Annotated in this window: 17 protein-coding genes and 1 tRNA gene; 6 read left to right on the top strand and 12 right to left on the bottom strand. The window is 69.1% G+C overall.

What is annotated here, in order from left to right; all coding sequences use genetic code 11:
- Positions 1-2 precede the first annotated feature (2 nt).
- Together hutH and hutI are read right to left on the bottom strand one after the other, a co-directional pair.
- Positions 3-1505 (bottom strand): histidine ammonia-lyase, encoded by a 1503-nt coding sequence (gene hutH, locus PE061_RS17615; RefSeq protein ID WP_271256517.1) that lies wholly within the window; start codon positions 1503-1505, stop codon positions 3-5.
- Positions 1502-2692: an imidazolonepropionase gene (gene hutI / locus PE061_RS17610; RefSeq protein ID WP_271256516.1), complete on the bottom strand. Its 1191-nt coding sequence runs from the start codon at positions 2690-2692 to the stop codon at positions 1502-1504. The genes hutH and hutI overlap by 4 nt, the downstream gene beginning before the upstream one ends.
- Positions 2693-2739: 47 nt before the next feature.
- On the opposite strand from hutI, the gene PE061_RS17605 reads away from it, so the two are divergent.
- Positions 2740-4089 (top strand): formimidoylglutamate deiminase, encoded by a 1350-nt coding sequence (locus PE061_RS17605; RefSeq protein WP_271259238.1) that lies wholly within the window; start codon positions 2740-2742, stop codon positions 4087-4089.
- The gene (locus tag PE061_RS17600) at positions 4086-4739 is read left to right on the top strand and encodes a UTRA domain-containing protein (RefSeq protein ID WP_271256515.1); all 654 of its coding nucleotides are present in this window, start codon (positions 4086-4088) and stop codon (positions 4737-4739) included. The genes PE061_RS17605 and PE061_RS17600 overlap by 4 nt, the downstream gene beginning before the upstream one ends.
- Positions 4740-4762: 23 nt before the next feature.
- Here PE061_RS17600 and PE061_RS17595 read toward each other — a convergent pair.
- From PE061_RS17595 to PE061_RS17570, 6 genes are all read right to left on the bottom strand, one after another.
- Positions 4763-4838: transfer RNA gene (locus PE061_RS17595), tRNA-Lys, on the bottom strand.
- 105 nt (positions 4839-4943) lie between these two features.
- Positions 4944-6068: a rod shape-determining protein RodA gene (gene rodA, locus PE061_RS17590; RefSeq protein WP_271256514.1), complete on the bottom strand. Its 1125-nt coding sequence runs from the start codon at positions 6066-6068 to the stop codon at positions 4944-4946.
- Positions 6061-7983 (bottom strand): penicillin-binding protein 2, encoded by a 1923-nt coding sequence (mrdA, locus tag PE061_RS17585; RefSeq protein WP_271256513.1) that lies wholly within the window; start codon positions 7981-7983, stop codon positions 6061-6063. Before mrdA ends, rodA begins: the two co-directional genes overlap by 8 nt.
- Positions 7980-8507: a rod shape-determining protein MreD gene (gene mreD / locus PE061_RS17580; RefSeq protein WP_271256512.1), complete on the bottom strand. Its 528-nt coding sequence runs from the start codon at positions 8505-8507 to the stop codon at positions 7980-7982. The genes mrdA and mreD overlap by 4 nt, the downstream gene beginning before the upstream one ends.
- A complete protein-coding gene (mreC, locus tag PE061_RS17575; RefSeq protein ID WP_271256511.1) occupies positions 8504-9427 on the bottom strand; it encodes a rod shape-determining protein MreC in 924 nt (307 codons plus the stop codon). Before mreC ends, mreD begins: the two co-directional genes overlap by 4 nt.
- Positions 9428-9440: 13 nt before the next feature.
- Positions 9441-10478: a rod shape-determining protein gene (locus PE061_RS17570; RefSeq protein WP_271256510.1), complete on the bottom strand. Its 1038-nt coding sequence runs from the start codon at positions 10476-10478 to the stop codon at positions 9441-9443.
- A gap of 173 nt (positions 10479-10651) precedes the next feature.
- Here PE061_RS17570 and mutL point away from each other — a divergent pair, with 173 nt between their 5' ends.
- From mutL to PE061_RS17555, 3 genes are read left to right on the top strand one after another with little or no spacing between them, the layout of a single operon-like run.
- Entirely contained in the window at positions 10652-12424 is a 1773-nt protein-coding gene (gene mutL / locus PE061_RS17565; protein WP_271256509.1) for a DNA mismatch repair endonuclease MutL, read from the top strand.
- Positions 12425-12426: 2 nt separating this feature from the next.
- Positions 12427-12834 carry a DUF2147 domain-containing protein gene (locus PE061_RS17560; RefSeq protein ID WP_271256508.1) on the top strand — a complete coding sequence of 136 codons (408 nt, stop codon included), beginning with the start codon at positions 12427-12429 and terminating at the stop codon, positions 12832-12834.
- Between the two features lies 1 nt (position 12835).
- A complete protein-coding gene (locus PE061_RS17555) occupies positions 12836-13267 on the top strand; it encodes a PaaI family thioesterase (RefSeq protein ID WP_271256507.1) in 432 nt (143 codons plus the stop codon).
- On the opposite strand, the gene PE061_RS17550 is transcribed toward PE061_RS17555, so the two are convergent.
- From PE061_RS17550 to PE061_RS17540, 3 genes are all read right to left on the bottom strand, one after another.
- Entirely contained in the window at positions 13264-14037 is a 774-nt protein-coding gene (locus tag PE061_RS17550) for a DsbA family protein (protein ID WP_271256506.1), read from the bottom strand. The genes PE061_RS17555 and PE061_RS17550 overlap by 4 nt on opposite strands.
- A 16-nt stretch (positions 14038-14053) precedes the next feature.
- Positions 14054-15433 carry a M48 family metalloprotease gene (locus tag PE061_RS17545; protein ID WP_271259237.1) on the bottom strand — a complete coding sequence of 460 codons (1380 nt, stop codon included), beginning with the start codon at positions 15431-15433 and terminating at the stop codon, positions 14054-14056.
- A 102-nt stretch (positions 15434-15535) separates the two neighbouring features.
- Entirely contained in the window at positions 15536-18172 is a 2637-nt protein-coding gene (locus tag PE061_RS17540; protein ID WP_271256505.1) for an Rne/Rng family ribonuclease, read from the bottom strand.
- A 490-nt stretch (positions 18173-18662) separates the two neighbouring features.
- Between PE061_RS17540 and PE061_RS17535 the strand changes: the two genes are divergently transcribed.
- On the top strand, positions 18663-19985 hold the full coding sequence (locus tag PE061_RS17535; RefSeq protein WP_271256504.1) for an N-acetylmuramoyl-L-alanine amidase: 1323 nt from the start codon (positions 18663-18665) through the stop codon (positions 19983-19985).
- Here the strand turns inward: PE061_RS17535 and PE061_RS17530 are convergent.
- Complete coding sequence (locus PE061_RS17530) at positions 19908-20756, bottom strand: NTP transferase domain-containing protein (protein ID WP_271256503.1); 849 nt, start codon at positions 20754-20756, stop codon at positions 19908-19910. The genes PE061_RS17535 and PE061_RS17530 overlap by 78 nt on opposite strands.
- Position 20757: the final 1 nt, after the last annotated feature.

The raw sequence follows: 20757 nt of genomic DNA, 5'->3' as shown, positions 1-20757 counted from the left end.
GGTCACAGGGCAAGCTCTGCGAGGGCGGCGAGCGTGCCGGCGTTCACGAGGCGGGTCGCCGCGACGATATCGGGGTGGAAATGGCGGTCGTGGTCCAGTGTCGGCACTTCCGCGCGGAGGGCGGCGCGGGCCTGTTCGAGCGCGGGGCTCGACGCCAGCGGCGCGTGGAAGTCGCAGCCTTGCGCGGCGGCGAGATATTCGATGGCGAGCACGGAGGCGAGGTTGGCGGCCATCGGCAGCAGGCGGCGCGCGCCGTGGGCGGCCATCGAGACGTGATCCTCCTGATTGGCCGAAGTGGGGATCGAATCGACGCTCGCGGGATAGGCGCGCTGCTTGTTTTCGGAAACGAGCGCCGCCGCCGTCACTTGCGGGATCATGAAACCGGAGTTGAGACCGGGTCGCGGCGTGAGGAAGGCGGGAAGGCCCGAAAGCGCGGGATCGACGAGCATGGCGATGCGGCGCTCGGCGATGGAGCCGATCTCGCAAAGCGCGAGCGCGATCATGTCCGCTGCGAAGGCGACGGGCTCGGCATGGAAATTGCCGCCCGACAGCGCCTCGTCGGTGTCGGCGAAGATGAGGGGGTTGTCGGAAACGCCGTTCGCCTCGTCGACCAGCGTTTCGGCGGCCTGCCGCAGGATGCCGAGCGCCGCGCCCATCACCTGCGGCTGACAGCGCAGGCAATAGGGGTCCTGCACGCGCGCGTCGCCTTCGAGATGCGAGGCGCGGATTGCGGAGCCGTGCATCAGCGTGCGTAGCGCGTCGGCGACGTCGATCTGGCCGCGGTGTCGGCGGAGTGCGTGGATGCGCGGATCGAACGGTGTGTCGGAACCTTTCGCGGCTTCCGTGGAGAGCGCGCCGGTGATGAGCGCCGTGCGGAACAGGCTTTCCGCCTCGAACAGGCCCGCGAGCGCATACGCCGTGGAAAATTGCGTACCGTTGAGCAGCGCAAGGCCCTCTTTCGCACCGAGGGTGAGTGGAGCGAGATTCACCTTTGCCAGCGCTTCGGCAGCAGGCGCGCCGTCGATCTCGCCGACACCGATCATCGTCGCGGCCATGTGCGCGAGCGGTGCGAGGTCGCCGCTGGCGCCGACGGAGCCCTGCGAGGGGACCGTCGGCATCAGGTCCTTCGCCAGCATGGCTTCGATGAGGCGCACGGTCGCCGTGGAGACGCCCGATGCGCCGTGGCCGAAGCTCGCGAGCTTCAGCGCCATCATCAGCCGCACGACGGCCCGCGGCATCGGCTCGCCGACACCGGCGGCGTGGCTGAGCACGATGTTGCGCTGGAGCGTGGCGAGATCGGCCTCGTCGATGCGCACCGAGGCGAGTTTCCCGAAGCCGGTGTTGATGCCGTACACAGGATCGCCGTGCGCGACGATGCGCGCGACGGCGGCGGCGCTCGCCTCGATCGCCGTGAAGGCGGCTGGATCGAGCACGGCATCCTCGCCGCGATAAATGGCGCGCAGCTCTGAAAAGCCGATGGCGCCGGGGGTGAGCGTGATCGTCACTGTCCTCTCCGGATGCGCGCATGGAGCGGATTGAAGCCCATGCCGTAAACGAGTTCGGCGGGCTCTCCGATGTCCCAGATCGCGAGGTCGCAGGCCTTGCCGGGCGCGAGCGTGCCGATGTCGCTGCGGCCGAGCGCGCGGGCGGCCTCGCGGGTGAAACCGGCGATGCACTCGTCCACCGTCAGGCGGAACAGCGTCGCCGCCATGTTCATCGCGAGCAGCGGCGAGGTGAGCGGCGAGGTGCCGGGGTTGCAGTCCGTGGCGAGGGCGATGGGCACGCCGTGCGCGCGGAGCGCGGCGACGGGCGGGCGCTTCTCCTCGCGCGTGAAATAGAAGGCGCCGGGGAGCAGTACGGCGACGGTGCCGGAGGCGGCCATCGCGGCGACGCCTGCCTCGTCCAGATATTCGAGGTGGTCGGCGGACAGTGCGCCGTGGCGCGCCGCAAGGGCCGCGCTGCCGAGGTCGGAAAGCTGCTCGGCGTGGAGCTTCACGGGAAGGCCGAGCGTGCGGGCGGCTTCGAACACGCGTGCGACCTGATCGGTCGCGAAGCCGATACCCTCGCAGAAGGCGTCGACGGCATCGACGAGACCTTCGGCGGCGAGCGCGGGCAGCATCCCGTCGCAGACGTGCGCCACATAGGCGTCGTGGTCGGTGAATTCGGGCGGCAGCGCGTGCGCGCCGAGGAAAGTGGTGGCGACGGTGACGGGACGCAGGCCGGCGAGACGGCGGGCGGTGCGGAGCTGCTTGCGCTCGCCCTCCAGCGACAGGCCGTAGCCGGACTTGATCTCCACAGTGGTGACGCCCTCGGCGATCAGCGCGTCGAGGCGGGGAAGGGACGCTGCGACAAGTTCGTCCTCGCTCGCCGCGCGTGTGGCCTTCATCGTCGCGACGATGCCGCCGCCCGCGCGGGCGATCTCCTCATAGGATGCGCCTTCGAGCCTGAGCTCGAACTCGCGCGCGCGGTTTCCGGCGTACACGAGGTGCGTGTGGCAATCCACGAGGCCGGGCGAGATCCAGCGGCCTTCGCAATCAATGGTCTCGGCGACTTTCGGCGCTCCGGCACGCGGCCCGGCATAGGTGATGACGCCGCCTTCGCACGCCACGGCGCCGTCCTCGACGATGCCGAGGCCGCGCCCTTCGAGCGTCATCAGACGAGCGTTGTGCCAGAGGCGATTCATGCGTGCCATTCTCCGCATGATCGGCTATTATGTCTAGACATAATATCGAGGTGACGATGCAAAGGCTCTGGTTTTCGCACGCAAGGCTGAACGATGGCTGGGCGAAGGACGTACGGCTCACGCTGGCGAACGGGCTGATCGAAAGCATCGAGACGGGCGTTGCGGCAGAGGCCGGTGACGCGCGCCACGGCATCGCGATCCCGGGGCTCTGCAACGTGCACAGCCACGGCTTCCAGCGCGGCATGGCCGGGCTATCGGAGCGGCGCGGACGACCCGACGACGATTTCTGGTCGTGGCGCGAGGTGATGTACCGCTTCCTCGGCCGCATGACGCCCGACGACATCGCCGCGATCACCGCGCTCGCCTATGCCGAGATGCTGGAGGGCGGCTACACGCGCGTCGGCGAGTTCCACTACCTGCACAACGACATCGGCGGCGTCCGCTACGCCGACCCGGCGGAGACGGCGGGCAGCATCGTCTCGGCCGCGGCCGAGACGGGGATCGGCCTGACGCTGCTTCCGGTGTTCTACGCCCACGCCGATTTCGGCGGCACCACGCCTGCGCCGGGGCAGCGGCGGTTCATCAGCGACATCGACGGCTTCGCCCGGCTGATGGAAGCGAGTCGAACGAAGCTGCGCGAGGGCGACGTGATCGGCATCGCGCCGCATTCGCTGCGCGCGGTGACGCCCGAGCAGCTTGCCGCGATCCTGCCGCTGGCGGGGGGAGGGCCGGTGCACATCCATGCCGCCGAGCAGACGAAGGAGGTGAAGGCCTGCCTCGCATGGTCCGGCGCGCGGCCGGTCGAGTGGCTGCTCGACAACGCGGGCGTGGACGAGCGTTGGTGTCTGATCCACGCGACGCATATCGACGACGCGGAGGTGATGGGGCTTGCCGCGTCGGGCGCGGTTGCCGGACTGTGTCCGGTGACGGAAGCGAACCTCGGCGACGGGGTGTTCCCGGCGGCGGCGTATCTGGCGCTCGATGGCCGGATCGGCACCGGCACCGACTCCAACATCCTCGTGGACGCGGCGGGCGAGCTTCGCATGATCGAGTACAGCCAGCGGCTTCACCATCGCCGCCGCAACATCCTCGGCTGCGAGGAGACGGCGTCCGTCGGTGAGCGGCTGTTCGGCGCGGCGCTCGAAGGCGGCGCGCAGGCGCTGGGCGTGAAGCACGGTCTCGCAGCCGGAATGCCCGCCGACATCGTCGCGCTCGACGCTTGCCATCCGGCGCTCGCCGCAAGAAAAAGCGACATGATTCTCGACAGCTGGATCTTCGCGGGCGGCGCGGGCTGCGTGGACGCGGTCTGGGCCGGCGGCGTGCGGCAGGTCGAGGGCGGCCGCCATGTCGCGCGGGAAGCGATCGCGGCACGTTATGCCGCCGCGCTGGAGCGTCTCGCCGCGTGAAGCCCGGCGAGCGCATCCGCGCCGACATCGAAGGGCGAATCCGTTCGGGCGAATGGAAGCCGGGCGACCGCATCCCTTTCGAGCACGAACTCGTCCGCGCCTACGGCTGCTCGCGCGCCACGGTGAGCAAGGCGCTGGAGATGCTCGCGCGGGCCGGCCTCATCGAGCGGCGGCGCAAGGCGGGGTCGTTCGTCGCGCACCCGCGCGTGCATTCCGCGGTTCTGGAGGTGCCGGACCTCGCGAAGGTCGTCGCCGAACGCGGCCTTGCCTATCGCTGGCAGCGGCTGAAACGCGAGGTGCAGGACGGCAATGTCGTCGTGACCGGGCTCCACCACGCGGGCGATGAGCCCTATTGCATCGAGCAGCGCGAGATTTCGCTCGCCGCCGTGCCCGAGGCCGAAGCCGAGACGTTCGCGGAAGAGGCCCCCGGCACATGGCTGCTGAAGCGCGTGCCGTGGAGCGAGGCGCGGCACCGGATCAGCGCCGTGATGCCCACCGCCGCCGAAGCGCGCCTGCTCGGCATCCCGCGCACGGCGTGCCTGCGCATCGAGCGCTGGACTTGGCGCGGCGGCGACCCCGTGACGAGCGTCTCGCAGCTCTTCCCCGGCGACCGCCACGACCTCGTCGCCGACTTCGCGCCGGGCGCGTGATTTCCGGTTTCGGGAGGGAGAAATGGTGGATGCACTAGGGCTCGAACCTAGGACCCGCTGATTAAGAGTCAGCTGCTCTACCAACTGAGCTATGCATCCACGCCGGGCTTGAGATAGGGCGCCGGGGCGCCGCTTTCAACCGCGAGGCGGGGGCTATAGCGCGGGGTATCCGGGGTTGCAAGACCGGAATTGATCCCTGCCGCCCTAGAATGACGACGGGCCTTCGCCGATCGTGGTTTCCTCGCGCTGGCGGTCGATCGAAAGCAGGATGCCGATGAGGATCATCGCGGTCATCATCGCCGATCCGCCGTAGGACATCAGCGGCAGCGGGATGCCGACGACGGGCGCGAAGCCCATGACCATCGCGAGATTGACGAACACGAAGAAGAACAGCGTGCAGGTGAGGCCCGCCGCGGTCAGCCGCGCGAACGGGTTGCGGGCGCGCAGCGCCACCGAGAAGCCCCAGCCGAGAAGGATCGCGTAGCAGGCCAGCACGAAAAACATGCCGAGCAGGCCCCATTCCTCCGCCATCGTCGCGAAGATGAAGTCGGTGTGCAGTTCGGGGAGGTACTGGAGGTGGCTTTGCGTGCCCGACAGGAAGCCCTTGCCGGAGAGGCCGCCCGAGCCGATCGCGATCTTCGACTGGGTGATGTGGTAGCCCGCGCCGAGCGGATCGGCATCCGGATCGAGGAAGATGAGGATACGGCGCCGCTGGTAATCGTGCAGGAAGTTGATGGCGATGGGGACCGCCGCGACAAGCGCCGCGCTGCCGCCCACGAACAGAGACATGCGTGCGCCCGCCAGAAAGACGATCACGACGCCCCCGAAGGCGATGGAAAGCGCCGTGCCGAGGTCCGGTTGCAGCATGACGAGCGCCATCGGCAGGCCGATGAGGATGGCGGGCGCGATAAGGCTGCCCCAGCGCTGCGTTTCGACGCGCGGCAGGTAGTGGAAGTAGCGCGCGAGCGCGAGGACGATGGCGATCTTCATCAGTTCCGACGGTTGCAGCCGGATGATGCCGAGATCGAGCCAGCGCTGGCTGCCGCCGCCGACCGCACCGAGAATCTCGACGCCGAGCAGCATCAGCAGCACGGCGCCGTAGGCCGGGTAGGCGGCGCGCAGCCACCACGACAGCGGCACCTGGCTCATCGCCAATGCCATCACGAAGAAAATCGCGAAACGGATGCCCTGGTTGAACGCCCAGGGCCGCATGTGGCCGCCGGCGGCGGAATAGAGCACGGCGAGCCCGAAGCCGCCGAGCGCAAGCAGCGTCAGCAGCATCAGCCAGGGCAGCGCCTGCAGCCGTTCCGGGATCGCGCTGTTAAGCATCGGGGATCGGTTCGGAGTCGGCGGGCGCGGATGCCGCCGCACGCGCTGCGGCGGCGGCCACGGCCTCGCGCTGCGCGGCCTCCCGGCCCCAGCCTTCCTCCAGCTTTTCGAGCGCCGCCGTTGCGATCTCGGGCGCGAACAGGAAGGTCATGACGTCCTTGGCGATGGGCGCGGCGGCGATGCTGCCGCCGCCGCCGTGCTCGACGACGACGCTCACGGCGTAGCGCGGCTCCTCCACCGGCGCGAAGGCGATGAAATGGCCGTGATCGCGGTATTTCCACGGGATGGAGCGGTAGTTGGCGCCGCGCGTCGCGCTGGTCAGCGCGCGCACCTGCGCGGTGCCGGTCTTGCCCGCCATCTGGATGGGGATGGGAAGGCGCGAGCGCCCCGCGGTGCCCTGCGGTCCGTTGACGGTGAGGCCCATCGCGTAGCGGACGCGCGCGAGATGCTCGGGATCGACGTCTATGGTGCCGGGCGTGCTGCCGCCCGAGACGAGGCGCGGCACGACGCTGCGGCCGGAAGCGATGCGCGCGGACATCACCGCGAGCTGGAGCGGCGAGGTGAGCATGTAGCCCTGGCCGATCGCGGTGTTCAGCGTCTCGCCGGTCAGCCACTCCTTGTCGTAGCGGCGGCGCTTCCATTCGGGCGTAGGGACGAGGCCCTCGCGCTGCGCGGGCAGCGACAGACCCTCATACGCATGGCCGAGCCCGAGGCGCTTCGCCATCGAGGCGATGCGCTCGATGCCGATCTCGCGGCCGCGCGTGTAATAATAGACGTTGCAGCTCTGGAAGATGCTCTTGTCGAGCCCGACCGAACCATGCCCGCCGCGCCGCCAGCAGGCGAAGCGGTGGCTGCCGAGGTAGTAGGCGCCGGGGCAGTGCACGGTCGCATCCGGGCTGATGCCGTATTCGAGCGCGGCGAGCGCCGTGACCGGCTTGAACGTCGACCCCGGCGGATAGAGGCCCTGCACGGTCTTGTTGATGAGCGGATTGTGATCGTCCGCCATCAGCGTGTTCCATTCCTTGTGGCTGATGCCGTCGGAAAAGGCGTTGGGATCGAACGCGGGCATGGAGACGAGCGTCAGCACGTCGCCCGTCCACACGTCGATCACGACGACGCTGCCCGATTCCGGCCCGAGCCGGCGCGCCGCGAAGGACTGGAGGTCGCGGTCGATGGTGAGCTTCACCGTCTTGCCGGGCGTGTCGTTGACGGTGGAAAGCTCGCGGATCACGCGGCCGCGCGCGTTCACCTCCACGCGGCGCGCGCCCGCCTTGCCGCGCAGGGGCACGTCGAGCACCTTCTCGATGCCGTCCTTGCCGAGCCGGAAGGCCGGGTGCAGGTAGAGCGGGTCGCGGTCCGCCGCCAGATACTGCTCGCGCGTCGGCGCGCCGACATAGCCGAGCAGGTGGCCGACCGCCTGCCCGTCCGGGTAGTAGCGCGTGAAGCCGCGCACCGGCTGCACGCCGTCATAGTCGGGCAGGCGCACGTTGATCGCGGCGAAATCGTTCCAGCTGATGCCGGATGCGACCTGGATGGGAAGATATTTCGGCTGCGTCGCTGCCGCCTCGCGGATGCGGGCGATCTCCTCGGGTGGCAGCCGCAGCAGGCGCGTGAGGTCGGCGAGCGTCTGTTCGAGGTCGGCGATCTGCTCGGGGATCAGCTCCAGCCGGTAATCGGGCTGGTTGACGGCGAGCGGCTTGCCGTTCCTGTCGACGATCCAGCCGCGCCGGGGCGGGATCAGGCGCACCGAGACGCGGTTGTCCTCGGCGAGGAGCTTGTACTTCTCCTGCTCGAAGATCGACAGGTACGCCATGCGCCCGGCGAGCACGAGGCCGAGGCCGCCGGTCGCCGCGCCGACGAACAGCGTGCGGCGCGTGAACATCTGCTCGCGCGCGGCTTCGGAGGTGAGCTTCATGGCGCCCACCTACGCTGCGCCCGCGCGAAGATGTGGGCGGCGAGCGGGTACACGGCGACCGTGGCCGCGGTTTGCGTCGCAAGCGGCAGGAAGGGGATCGGGTCCGCGACGATGGCGCACAGTTTCCACAGCACCAGATGGTACACGAACAGCATGGGGATGCTGAACACCCAGTCCCCGATCCAGCTCGTGCGGCGGACCTGCCCGTCGGCATAGCGCACGAGCATCATGAACAGCGGCAGCAGCAGGCCGTTCGCGCCGATCGGCGTTCCCAGCAATATGTCGCCGGCCAGCCCCATCGGCAGGCCCGTCCACTCCGGCATCTGCTGCGGCCGGTAGAGCGTCCAGAGCAGCACCAGCAGCAGTGCGAGGTTGGGCATCACGGGGAGCGGCGCGAACACCGGCAGCGTCATCACGACATAGGCGATGACGACGACGATCATCGGGATCGCCAGCTTCCAGTGATCGAAGATCCAGCGCGCCCGCTCGCGCGCCGTCATCTGGTGCCACGGCGTCGTGATCACTGCGCTACCTGCTGCTGGATGACGGCCTCGGGATGCGCCTCGCGCCCCTGCGGCTTCTCTTCGGGAAGCGGCATGACGGGCATGTAGGGGCGCTCGACGATCACGTAGTCGAGGCCGTCGGCCACGGCTGCGGGGCGCGCCTGCGGCATGTCCCCCGAGACGCGCACCACCGTCGCGACGGGAAGGCCGGGCGGGAACAGGCCGCCGTCGCCCGACGTGACGAGCCGGTCCCCGACGCGCACTTCGGCATTGGAGGGGCCGGAGAGATCGACGTCGAGAAGCGGCAGGTTCTTGCCGATGAGGAGCGCGGGGAGGCCGGTGCGCACGACGCGCACGGGCACCCGGCTGGAGACGTCGGTGAGCAGCATGACGCGCGTCGCCCGGTTGCCGACATCGACCGTGCGCCCGACGAGGCCCGCCGCCGCGAGCACGGGCTGGCCGGGCGCGATGCCGTGCCGCGCGCCGCCGCTGATGAGCGCATAGCGGACATAGGCGCCGGTGCTGGACCCGGAGATCGCGAACACGCCGATGCGCTCGCGTTCCGGTTCGGAGACCTCGAGGAGTTTCTTGAGTTCGCGGTTCTCGTGCAGCGCCTGCTCGTGCCGCTCGCGCTCGATCTGGTACATGCGCTCGCGGCCTTCGAGACGGCGCACCTTCTCGACCGCCTTGAAATAGTCGGCGACCGAGCCGGCGGCGGCCTGAACCTCGCCGAGCGGCACGAGCACGGCCGCCCAGAGCGGCGCGACGAGATCGGCGGCGGCGCTCCTGAGGGCCGAGTAGCGTTCCGGGCTGGCGCGGCTCAGCACCAGCAGCATCGCGGCGACGGCGACGGCGGCGATGGTCGCCGCGCGTCCCAGAAGCGCGATGTTGCGCTGCCGGCGCGAACTCCGCCCGCTGGTTCTGCGGGGTGGCCACGCCATCCGCAGGGACTCCCTAGAGTGCGGTGGTCAGGACGCCGCGAAAGATCGGCTCTTCGAGCGCGCGGCCGGTGCCGAGCGCGACGCAGGTCAGCGGATCGTCGGCGACGGTGACGGGAAGTCCCGTCGCATCGCGCAGCACCTCGTCGAGCTGGCCGAGCAGCGCGCCGCCGCCCGTCAGCACGATGCCCTGATCGACGATGTCGGCGGCAAGCTCGGGCGCGGTGTTCTCGAGCGCCTGACGCACGCCTTCGACGATCGCCGAAACCGGCTCCGAAAGCGCCTCGGCGATCTGCGCCTGGTTGATGGTGATTTCCTTGGGCACGCCGTTCATCAGGTCGCGGCCCTTGATCTCCAGCGTCACGCCGACGCCGTCGAGCGGCGGCTTCGCCGTGCCGATCTCCTTCTTGATGCGCTCGGCGGTCGCCTCGCCGATCAGGAGGTTGTGGTTGCGGCGCACGTAGCTGACGATGGCGTCGTCCATCTTGTCGCCGCCGACGCGCACGGAGGTCGTGTAGGCGAGGCCGCGCAAGCTGAGCACGGCGACCTCGGTGGTGCCGCCGCCGATGTCGACGACCATCGAGCCGATCGGCTCCGTTACCGGCATCCCTGCGCCGATCGCGGCCGCCATCGGCTCCTCGATCAGATAAACCTGGCTCGCGCCCGCGTTGTTGGCGGCGTCGCGGATGGCGCGGCGCTCGACGCTGGTCGAACCCGAAGGCACGCAGATCACGATCTCGGGATAATTGCCGAACTTGCGCGTGTGCACCTTCTTGATGAAGTGGTTGATCATCTGCTCGGCGACATAGATGTCGGCGATCACGCCGTCGCGCAGCGGGCGGATGGCTTCCACGTTGCCGGGCGTCTTGCCCATCATCATCTTGGCGTCGTTGCCGACCGCCTTCACGACCTTGCGGCCGTTGATCGTCTCGATGGCGACCACCGACGGCTCGTTGAGCACGATGCCCCGGCCGCGCACGTAGACGAGCGTGTTGGCCGTGCCGAGATCAATGGCCATGTCCTGGGCAAGAAAACCGAAAATGCGGCTGAGCATGGAGTTCTTCTCTTTTATGCGAAGGGTCGCGCGTTGGCCTGCATATGCAGTGTTGTCGCAGGGAAGTGCAAGGGGCGCATTGGCGTGGCTTCCGTGGTTAACGCGGCTTTCACCACGCCATACGCGACGAACCGCTAACAAAGCCTTGCGATCGTTGCTAGGAAGATGCGGCCATGTCGATCCGCCGTCTGCCCGAAGACCTCGTCAACCGCATCGCCGCCGGCGAGGTCGTCGAGCGGCCCGCGAGCGCGGTGAAGGAACTCGTGGAAAACGCGCTCGATGCGGGCGCTAGGCGAATCGCGGTCGAGCTTGCGGGCGGCGGCCTCGACCTCATCGCGATCACGGACGACGGCTGCGGTATGGACGCGGACGACCTGCGCCTGTCGCTCGAACGCCACGCCACCTCGAAGCTCCCGACCGGCGATCTCGAAGCCATCGCGACGATGGGCTTCCGCGGCGAGGCGCTGCCCTCCATCGCCAGCGTCAGCCGCTTCCGCATCGCCAGCCGGACGGCGAGCGGGGAGGGGTGGGAGATCGAGGTCGACCACGGCGCCGTCCAGCGCGACGGCCCCGCCTCGCTGCCGCCCGGCACGCGCGTTTCGGTCGCGGACCTGTTCGGCAAGGTGCCGGCGCGCCGCAAGTTTATGAAATCGGCCCGCGCGGAGCTTGCCGCGTGCCTCGATGCCGTGCGCCGCCTCGCGATGGCGCGCGCCGACGTCGGGTTCAGCGTCGCCCACGAAGGCCGCCGTCTGCTCGATGCCCAGCCCTCGGCGGACCTCCTCGAAAGCGCGCGGGTGGCGCGGCTTGCGGCCATATTGGGGCAGGAGTTCACCGACAACGCCGTGGCGGTCGATCTGGTGCGCGACGGGCTCCGCCTCGGCGGGCTCGCGGCGGTGCCGACCTACAGCCGGGGCGCGGCGGACCACCAGTACCTGTTCGTCGGTGGGCGGCCGGTGAAGGACCGGCTGCTGCTCGGCGCGGTGCGCGGCGCCTACCGCGACCTGCTCGCGCGCGACCGGCATCCGGTGCTGGCGCTGTTCCTCGACGTGCCGTCCGATTTCGTCGACGTGAACGTGCACCCGGCGAAGACGGAGGTGCGCTTCCGCGATCCGGCGCTGGTGCGCGGCCTCATCGTCTCGGGCCTGCGCCATGCGCTCGACAGCGGCAGCGGCCATGCCGCGACCACGGTCTCGGAAGCGGCGCTCGCGGCGTTCCGCCCGGAACCGATCATGCCTGCCGCGCCCGCGCCGTCCCCGCGTCCCGCCATGTTCGGCGAGCACAGCTTCCGTTTCAGCGCGCCGCCGCAGGCCCGTGCCGAAGCGCCGTCCCCCGTCTACGCGGAAAGCCGCGACGCCGACCTCACGGCGTTCCCGCTCGGTGCGGCGCGCGGGCAGGTGCACGGGAGCTGGATCGTCGCGGAAACGGCGGATCTGCTCGTCATCGTCGACCAGCACGCCGCGCACGAGCGGCTGACGCTCGAGAAGATGAAGCGCGCGATGGAAGGCGGCGGCGTGCGCGCGCAGACGCTGCTGCTGCCGGAGGTCGTGGAACTCGACGAGGCGGAGTGCGACGGGCTCGAAGCCCATGCCGCCGAACTGGCGGAGATGGGGCTGGAGATCGAGCGTTTCGGCGCGGGCGCTATCCTTGTCCGCGCGACGCCCGCCATCCTCGGGAGCGCCGACGCGAAGGCGCTCGTCCGCGATCTCGCCGACGACATCGCGAGCCTCGGCGCGGCGCACAGCCTCAAGGAACGGCTCGACGAAGTGTTTGCCACCATGGCCTGCCACGGCTCGGTGCGGGCGGGGCGGTCGCTCAGCGTCACGGAAATGAACGCGCTGCTGCGCGAAATGGAGGCGACGCCCCATTCGGGTCAGTGTAACCACGGGCGTCCGACCTACGTGAAGCTCGCGCGCGGGGATATCGAGAAGCTGTTCGGGAGGCGGTAGGCATGACGCGATCGGTGCTGGTGTCCATGATGCTGCTTTCGGCGCCGGCAGTTGCGCAGGACGCGACGCTTCCGGAGCGCACCTACGGCGTCTGGAAGAACCCGAAGAACAGCGTGCATGTCGAGGCGCGCGAGTGCGAGGACAAGATGTGCGGCGTCGTCGTCTGGGCGAACGACAAGGCCAAGGCCGACGCCCGGCGCGGCGGCACGGACGTGCTGATCGGACGCCAGCTCTTTCAGGATTTCGAGGAACAGCAGGAAGGTCGCTGGAAAGGCAAGGTCTACGTCCCCGACATCAACCGCACCTTCCACGGCACGGTCACGATCATTGATGCCGATACGCTGGAGGGGAAGGGCTGCCTGCTCGGCGGCATCGGCTGCAAGGCGCAGGTGTGGACGCGGGTGAAGTAGCATGGCCACGAATTACGCCCGGCAGGTCCGGCTCTCGGCCGATGAACTCACGGCGTTTCTGAAAGAGGCGTTTCCGGCGGAAGCGCAATCCTACGGTACGGTGCTTCACGTCGGGCAGGACCATGCGCAGATGCGGCTCGATCCGCAGGTTTCGATGCTTCGACCGGGCGGGATCGTCTCCGGCCCGGTCCAGATGGGCCTGATCGACGTGGCCGCCTATGTGGTCGTGCTGGCGCATATCGGGCCGGTTGCGATGGCCGTGACGAATAGCCTGTCCGTGACCTTCCTGCGGCCGTGCCGGTGCGAGGCGCTGTTTGCGGATGCCCGGCTGCTGAAGCTGGGGCGCAGGCTCGCGACCATTGATGTCCGGCTGTGGCAGTCCTCGGAGGACCGTCTCGTCGCGCAGGCGACCGTCGGATACGCGCTGCCCTAGCTTGACCGCGCCTCTTTGATCGCCTTCTTGAGCTCGTCATACCCCACCGCGCCCGAAAGGATGCGGTTGCCGACGACGTAGCTCGGCGTGCCGGTGAGGCCGAGGGCGTTGCCGAGGCGGAGGTTCTTGTCGATCTCGCGCTTCAGGCGCTCGCTCTTCATGTCGGTCGCCGTGCGCGTTTCATTGAGCCCGGCCTTGCGGACGCCCTGTATGGTCTTCTGCGTGGAGACGCGCGCCTTGTCCGTGAACATCCAGTTGTAGAAGGCGCGGTACTTGCCCTGTTCGGCAGCGGAGAGGCTGGCGAGCGCCGCCTCGCGCGAGGCTTCGCCGAGCACGGGGAGGTCGCGGTAGACGACCTTGAGCTTCTTGTCCTCCTTGAGCAGCCGCTCGACGTCCGGGTGCGAGAGGCGGCAGTAGGGGCAATTGTAGTCGAAGAACTCGACGAGCACGACGTCGCCGTCCTTCGCGCCCGCCCACGCGCTGCCGAACGGCGTCTCGATCTCCTTGCGGTTCTGCGAGATGAGGCTGGAAACCTCGCGCGCCTGCAGGCGATTGATCGCCTCGGGAATGATCTCCGGGTGCGCGAGGATATAGTCGTGGACGATCTTTTCCACCTCCTCGCGCTGCGCCTTGGTGAGCGCGCCGCCGTTCGCGATCGAGGGCTGGCGGCCGGTGAGCAGCATCAAGAGCCCGCCCGCGAGCAGCAGCAGCGCGAACGCGCCCGCGATGTTGGCCGCGAGCGGCCAGCGCGCCCGCAGGCGTCTGTACATGTCGATCATAAAGCCCCTAACGCCGTTTCCGCTTGCCGTTCTCGTCCTCGACGGCGTGCTGGCTCACCATGTAGATATCCTGCGCGCAGATCCAGTCCGGAGTGCCGGGCGTGAGGCCCGCCATCGCCATGCGCGAACTGGCGAGCGCAAGCTGTGCGTTGCCGGTGAGATTGTTCTGCTCTGCGGTCGCGAGCGCGGCGCGCGCCTCGTCGCCGCCGCGCGCGTAGGCGATGCCGAGCTGGTACCACGCGAAGGGGTTGCGGTTGTCGCGCGCGACAGCGGCGCGCAGCACGCGCTTGGCTTCCTCCGTGTTCTCGGGCTTCTCGGTCGCGATCAGCGCGTGGCCGAGCATCCCGGCGATGAGCGGCTGGTCGGGCGCCAGCGCGACGGCGCGCCGCAGCGGGCCGATCGCGTCCTCGACCTTGCCGGATTCGAGCAGCACCTGTCCCTTGAGCTCGAGGAAGTAAGGATCGTCGGGCGCATCCCGCAGCAGCCAGTCGATCTCCGTCGCCGCGCGGTCCGGGTAGGCGTTCTTGTGCCACGCGTAGGCGCGGGCGTAGTGGGCGGGCACGGAGGTATCGGTTTCCGGGAACTTCTGGAACGTGCGGGACGGCTCGTCGATGTAGCCGGAGAGCTTCGCCTTGATGCGCAGGAACTTGGCCTGCAACGCGGGGTCGGTGGATTTTTCCCACGCCGGGTCGTTCTTGTAGGTGTTTTCGAGCGAAGCGATGCGGTCGCCGGTGAGCGGGTGGGTGCGGGCGTAGCCGTTGTCCTGCGGGATCGCGAGACGGAATTCCTGATTTTGCAGCTTCTTGAAGAAGGCGATGGATCCCCGGCCCGAAAGCCCGGCCTTGTGGAGGAAAGTGGCGCCCGCCTGATCGGCGGCGGATTCCTGCGTGCGCGAATAGGCGAGGAACTTGCCGAGCGCGGCCTGCTGGCCGCCCGCGAAGATCGCCATGCCCGCTTCGCCCGCGCCCGCCGCCATCGCCGCCGCGCCGAGCAGCATGGAGAGCAGCGTGATTGAGGTCGCGGCCTTCGCGCCCTCGCTGAAGCGCACGATATGGCCGCCGGTGATGTGGCCGATTTCGTGGGCGATGACGCCCTGCACTTCGTTCACGTCGTCCGCCGCCATGATGAGGCCGCTGTGGATGTAGACGGCCTGACCGCCCGCGACGAAGGCATTGATCGAGGAATCGCCGATCAGCACCACGTCGAGCGCGCGCGGATTGAGCCCGGCGGCCTCGGCGAGCGGCGCTGAAATCTCGTGGAAGAAGGCTTCGGTCTCGGCGTCGCGGAGGATGCTCTGGGCAAGCGCCGGGCGGACCGAGGCCGTGACGGCGAGGGCCGCGGCAAGAAAGAGGCGCAGGGCGGTCGAAAGAGACTTCCGGGATGTCATCGCCGCCATATCACCCTTCGCGACTGAACCCCCGCTGAGTGAAACTAGGGCGGCGGCGGGCGATTGCAAGCCCGCCGCCGCCAAGTCCTGAAAGCCGGCGTCTCAGTCGCCGAACGTCCGCTGCCACCAGCCCTTGCGTGGCGGCGCGGCGGCGTCCCCAGCATCGTTGGCGGCGTCGTTCGTGGCGGTGTCCGCGGTCTCCGTGATCTCCACGGCCTCGGAGACGGTCTCCGCGGCAGGGGCGCTCTTGGCGGCCGCCTTGCGGCGCGGCGCGCGCTTCGGCTTTTCGGGAGCCTCGGCCGCAACGTCTTCGGCCGACGTGTCTTCGGCCGGTGCGGCGGGTTCCGGCGCAGGTTCGGGCGCGGCGTCCACGGTTTCCGCCTTCTTGCGGCGGGTCCGCTTCGGCTTGGCTTCGACCTCCGGGGCCGCTTCGGCTGCGGTCGCTTCGACAGCGGGAGCCTCGACCGTTTCCGGTTCCGCAGTCTCCACGGTTTCCGTCTTCACGGCCTTGCGGCGGCCGCGCGGCTTGCGGGCAGGGGCCTCAGCCTCAGCCTCCGCAGGTTCGGCGGGAGCCTCGTCTTCAGCGGGAGCCTCTTCGGCAGCCGGTTCGATCTCCGGCGCGGCTTCGGCCTCCTGAGCCGCTTCGCCTGCGGCCTCATCGCCGTTCCGGCGACGGCCGCCGCGGCGACCCCGGCGGCGGCGGCGGCGCTTGCCGCCGTCCTCGTCCCGGTCGTCCCGCGATTGCTCCTGCGCGTCGGCGCCCTCGGCGGCTTCGTCGCTGCTGTCCTCGTTCCCGGCGGCCGCGTCCTGCGGCGCGGGGCGGCGCTCCTCGTCGCGCTCGCGGTCCCGGCGGCTGCGTCCGCGGCGGCGGCGGCGCGGACGGCCGCCGTCCTCGCGGCGTTCGTCGCTGCGCTCGCGGCGGTCGGAGACTTCGGCTTCGGCCTCCTCGTCCTCGTCCTCTTCCTCCTCGACGACATCGTCGTCGTCATCCTCGGGGGCGGGGGCGGCGGGAACCTGCAGGCTGACGCGGGGCAGGGGCGGCGGGCCGCTGCCGTCGATCTCCTGATCGCCGACATGGAGGTCGCCGTTCGGCGCGATCTCGACCGTGACGCCGTAAAGCTCCTCGATGCGGGAGACCTGGCTGCGCTTCACGTTCAGCATGTAGATCGCCACCTCGAAGGGCAGGCGCAGCGTGATGTGGCTGTGCTTGCCGCGCAGCGCCTCCGCCTCCAGCACGCGCAGCGCGCCGAGCGCGGCGGACTGCACGGTGCGGACGATGCCCGCGCCGTCGCACACCGGGCAGACGTGCGTCGAGGCTTCGAGAACGCCCGTGCGCAGCCGCTGGCGGCTCATCTCGAGCAGGCCGAACGATGAGATGCGGCCGACCTGGATGCGCGCGCGGTCGTTCTTCAGCGCTTCCTTCAGCGCCTTCTCGACCTTGCGGTTGTTCGAGTGCACGTCCATGTCGATGAAGTCGATGACGACGAGGCCGGCCATGTCGCGCAGGCGAAGCTGGCGGGCGATCTCGCGCGCCGCCTCCGTGTTCGTCTTGAGCGCGGTTTCCTCGATATTGTGCTCGCGCGTCGACTTGCCCGAGTTGATGTCGATGGAGACGAGCGCCTCGGTCGGGTTGATGACCATGTAGCCGCCCGACTTCAGCTGCACCACCGGATGGTACATGGCGGCAAGCTGCTGCTCGACCTGATAGCGCTGGAAAAGCGGAACGGGATCAACGTATTGCTGAACCTTCTTCGCATGGCTCGGCATCAGGAGCTTCATGAAGTTCCGGGCCGCCTTGTAGCCCTCCTCGCCGTCCACCAGCACTTCGCCGATGTCGCGGTTGTAGATGTCGCGGATGGCGCGCTTGATGAGGTCGGAGTCCTCGTGGATCAGCGCGGGCGCGCTCGACGCCAGCGTCTTTTCGCGGATCTCGTCCCACAGGCGCGTCAGATAGTCGAAGTCGCGGCGGATTTCGGCGCGCGTGCGCGACAGGCCCGCGGTGCGGATGATGCAGCCCATGCCCTGCGGAAGCTGAAGCTCCGAGACGATGGATTTCAGCCGCTTGCGGTCGCTCTGGTTCGAAATCTTGCGGCTGATGCCGCCGCCGTGGTTGGTGTTCGGCATGAACACGCAGTAGCGGCCGGCGAGGCTGAGGTACGTCGTGAGGGCCGCACCCTTGTTGCCGCGCTCCTCCTTGACGACCTGCACCAGCAGCACCTGACGGCGCTTGATGACCTCCTGGATCTTGTAGCGGCGGCGCAGGTTCTGGCGCTTCGCCCGCATGGCGTTGTCGTGGTCGTCGTGATGATCGCTGCCGACCGTCGTGGGCGCGCGGGGCTCGCCGTCCTCGCCGTCCTCCGAACCGTCGTCGGACGGCTCGTCGGAGGCGTCCGCATCCTCGTCGTCATCGTCGTCGTGCTCGGCCTCCATCTCGGCGCGATGCGCCTCGGCGGCCTCGCGCTCCTCGCGGAGCAGCGCGTCGCGATCCTCCTTGGGGATCTGGTAGTAGTCCGGATGGATTTCCGAGAAGGCGAGGAAGCCGTGCCGGTTGCCGCCGTATTCCACGAACGCCGCCTGCAACGAGGGTTCGACGCGTGTGACCTTGGCGAGGTAGATATTGCCCTTCAGCTGTTCCTTCTGGGCGGATTCGAAGTCAAATTCCTCGATCCGGTTGCCTTCTATGACGGCGACCCGGGTCTCCTCCGGGTGGCGCGCGTCGATGAGCATGCGCATTGACATTGAATATTCTCCGGGGCCTCGGCACCGCTGCGGCCGTAGCCGCGGACGATGGGGCACGTGTTACGGGAGCGTCGGGCAAGCCCGCGCTCCGATGGTTTGGAACTGTGGCGAGCCGCATATCGCGCGCAGAGGGGAAGGCCATCGCCTTCATCGTCACCTCATGGCATCGCGTTGCCGACATGCGTCAAAACCTCGATCTTAGCGGCAGCATCTCCCCGTCCGGCGGATTGCCAGCACCCCTTCACGCAAGAACGGCGTGAAACCATCGACCCGGTAAGGGAGCAGACGGTATGGACGCTGACGGCGGGCCGGACCGACCTTTGCCGCTTCCGGTCTGCTAGCAGCTAAGCGTTGTGTGAACAACACAAAGCGTTACGGAAATGTGCAAATCACTTGAACACCGCGACTCTTAACCATAGGATTCGGCGGAAGTTCGCCATTTCCGGGGGGATGTGGGGCGGATGGGCACGCTACTTGCGGGGGATCGGACATGTCGCGCTGGCTGAGGCGGGGAGGAAAGGCGCTTTGCGCACCGCTGCTCGCGGCGTGCCTCGCGCTGTCGGCGCCCGCGACGGCCGCGCGGCTCGGCGACGCCGCCGTGACCGTCAGCGGCGAGGGCGCCACGATCACCATCGGCGCGGACGGCGCCGGGCGCGTTTCGGCCTTCGCGCTTTCCGGCCCGTCGCGGCTCGCCATCGACCTCGACGGCATGACCGCGCAAGGCGGATCGACGGCCGGAAACGGGCTCGTCACGCGGGTGCGGACGGCGCAGTTCGATGCCGATACCGCGCGCGTCGTTCTCGACCTCGCATCGCCCGCGCGCATCACCGCGAGTTCGCTTTCCGGGGGAAAACTGCGGCTGACGCTGGCGCCCGCGACCGAAGACGTGTTCGCGAAGCTCGTCGCGGCGGGCCGCACGACGCTGGTCGCCGCGACGGTGCCCGCGCCGGAGAAGGTGGAGAAGCCGGTCGTCGCATCGGCTCAGATCACGCCAGCTCCGGCGCCGTCGAAGCCGGTCGTGAAGCCGGCACCCGCGGCGCCGGTCAAGGTCGCGGCGGCTGCACCGTCCCCGGCGCCCGCTGCCGCGCCGCCTCCGCAGCGCCCACGTGTCGCCGGGCGGCTGCCGGTCGTGGTGATCGACGCCGGTCACGGTGGCAAGGACGTCGGCACGATCAGCGTGCTCGGCGAGAAGAAATACGAGAAGGACGTGGTTCTCGCGATCGCCAAGGCGATCAAGAAGGAGCTCGATGCCTCGGGCCGCGTGAAGGCGATCCTGACGCGCGACGACGACACCTACCTGCGCCACCGCGACCGCTTCGGCGTCGCCCGGCAGAACAACGCCTCGCTGTTCATCTCCGTGCACGCCGACAGCGCGCCGGTGCCGAATGCGAGCGGCGCGACGGTCTACACGCTCTCGGAAACCGCGTCGGACGCCGAAGCCGCGCGCCTCGCCGCCAAGGAGAACCGGTCGGACATCATCGCGGGCGTCGACCTCGCGGTGGAGACCAACGAGGTGTCGGACATCCTCATCGACCTCGCGCAGCGCGAGACGATGAACACGTCCGCCGAGTTCGCCGCCATCCTCCAGCGCGAGATGCGGCAGGACATCAAGGTGCGCAGCCAGTTCCACCGCTTCGCCGGGTTCCTGGTGCTGAAGGCGCCGGACGTACCCTCGGTGCTGCTCGAGACCGGCTATCTCTCGAACGAGGAGGACTCGAAGTTCCTCTTCTCCGCCTCAGGCCAGCAGCGGATCGCCAAGGCGGTGCGCCGCGCGGTCGAGGCGCACTTCCTGCGGCGGCTCGCCCAGCGCTGATCCGCGTTCGCCGAGGATGGTTTCGGCGATGTGCAGCGTGCGCTCGTTGTCGACGTCGATGGCGAGCGCGCCGTCGCTGACGCGGATGGGGCGGATGGCGAGGCCGAACCGCCGTGAAAAGCCGCGGAACGCGCCGTCGAGCGTGGCGAGGCCGTAGCGGAAGCGGATGAGGTTCAGGAGGCCGAACGCCTTCACGATCCGCATCGGGAACTTGGCGAACTGGCCGCCGCCCCGGAAGACCTCGGCGGCTTTCAGCGCCTCGCGCGAGCCGAGCACATAGGCGTTGCAGTTCGAATAGTCGCCGCAGCGGAAGCGGTAGAAGCGCCGCTGCCCGTCCGGGTGGGCGGCGACCACGCGCTCGCGGCGCGCGAACGCGGCGGCGGCGTCCGCGCCCTGCGCCGCGGCGAGAATCTCGGCGACGCTCGCGGGCGTGAGGTTCACGTTGTCGGCGGTGGTGACGAGGAAGGGCGGCGCGGAGGCGTTCGCGGCGCCGAACACGCTGTCGACGAGATTGGGCGCGGACGGCTCCACGCTGATGCGGCCGCTGCCGAGCCGCCGGATCAGCGGCGCGATCACGTCCGGCGCGTCGATCGAAACGACGATCCGGGTGATCCCCGGCGATGCGTCGAGCGCTTCCAGCACGTGGAGGAGCATCGGCTTTCCGGCGACGGGGACGAGGCACTTGTGCGAAACGCCCGCGTTCGCGGCGAGCGGATCGAGCCGCCCGTCGCGCCTGCCCGCAAGCACGATGGCAGAGAAACCGGCGCTCATT

Origin of the sequence: Sphingosinicella microcystinivorans (assembly GCF_027941835.1) — a bacterium.
Taxonomy (GTDB): Bacteria; Pseudomonadota; Alphaproteobacteria; order Sphingomonadales; family Sphingomonadaceae; genus Sphingosinicella.
This window is presented reverse-complemented; position numbering and strand designations above follow the sequence as displayed.

What these genes read in the sequence shown, in the direction of transcription:
- hutI (WP_271256516.1), bottom strand. Translation starts at nt 2,692, where the DNA reads ATGGCACGCATGAATCGCCTCTGGCACAACGCTCGTCTGATGACGCTC.
- PE061_RS17605 (WP_271259238.1), top strand. Translation starts at nt 2,740, where the DNA reads ATGCAAAGGCTCTGGTTTTCGCACGCAAGGCTGAACGATGGCTGGGCG.
- rodA (WP_271256514.1), bottom strand. Translation starts at nt 6,068, where the DNA reads ATGCTTAACAGCGCGATCCCGGAACGGCTGCAGGCGCTGCCCTGGCTG.
- mrdA (WP_271256513.1), bottom strand. Translation starts at nt 7,983, where the DNA reads ATGAAGCTCACCTCCGAAGCCGCGCGCGAGCAGATGTTCACGCGCCGC.
- mreC (WP_271256511.1), bottom strand. Translation starts at nt 9,427, where the DNA reads ATGGCGTGGCCACCCCGCAGAACCAGCGGGCGGAGTTCGCGCCGGCAG.
- PE061_RS17570 (WP_271256510.1), bottom strand. Translation starts at nt 10,478, where the DNA reads ATGCTCAGCCGCATTTTCGGTTTTCTTGCCCAGGACATGGCCATTGAT.
- mutL (WP_271256509.1), top strand. Translation starts at nt 10,652, where the DNA reads ATGTCGATCCGCCGTCTGCCCGAAGACCTCGTCAACCGCATCGCCGCC.
- PE061_RS17560 (WP_271256508.1), top strand. Translation starts at nt 12,427, where the DNA reads ATGACGCGATCGGTGCTGGTGTCCATGATGCTGCTTTCGGCGCCGGCA.
- PE061_RS17555 (WP_271256507.1), top strand. Translation starts at nt 12,836, where the DNA reads ATGGCCACGAATTACGCCCGGCAGGTCCGGCTCTCGGCCGATGAACTC.
- PE061_RS17550 (WP_271256506.1), bottom strand. Translation starts at nt 14,037, where the DNA reads ATGTACAGACGCCTGCGGGCGCGCTGGCCGCTCGCGGCCAACATCGCG.
- PE061_RS17545 (WP_271259237.1), bottom strand. Translation starts at nt 15,433, where the DNA reads ATGACATCCCGGAAGTCTCTTTCGACCGCCCTGCGCCTCTTTCTTGCC.
- PE061_RS17540 (WP_271256505.1), bottom strand. Translation starts at nt 18,172, where the DNA reads ATGTCAATGCGCATGCTCATCGACGCGCGCCACCCGGAGGAGACCCGG.
- PE061_RS17535 (WP_271256504.1), top strand. Translation starts at nt 18,663, where the DNA reads ATGTCGCGCTGGCTGAGGCGGGGAGGAAAGGCGCTTTGCGCACCGCTG.
- PE061_RS17530 (WP_271256503.1), bottom strand. Translation starts at nt 20,756, where the DNA reads ATGAGCGCCGGTTTCTCTGCCATCGTGCTTGCGGGCAGGCGCGACGGG.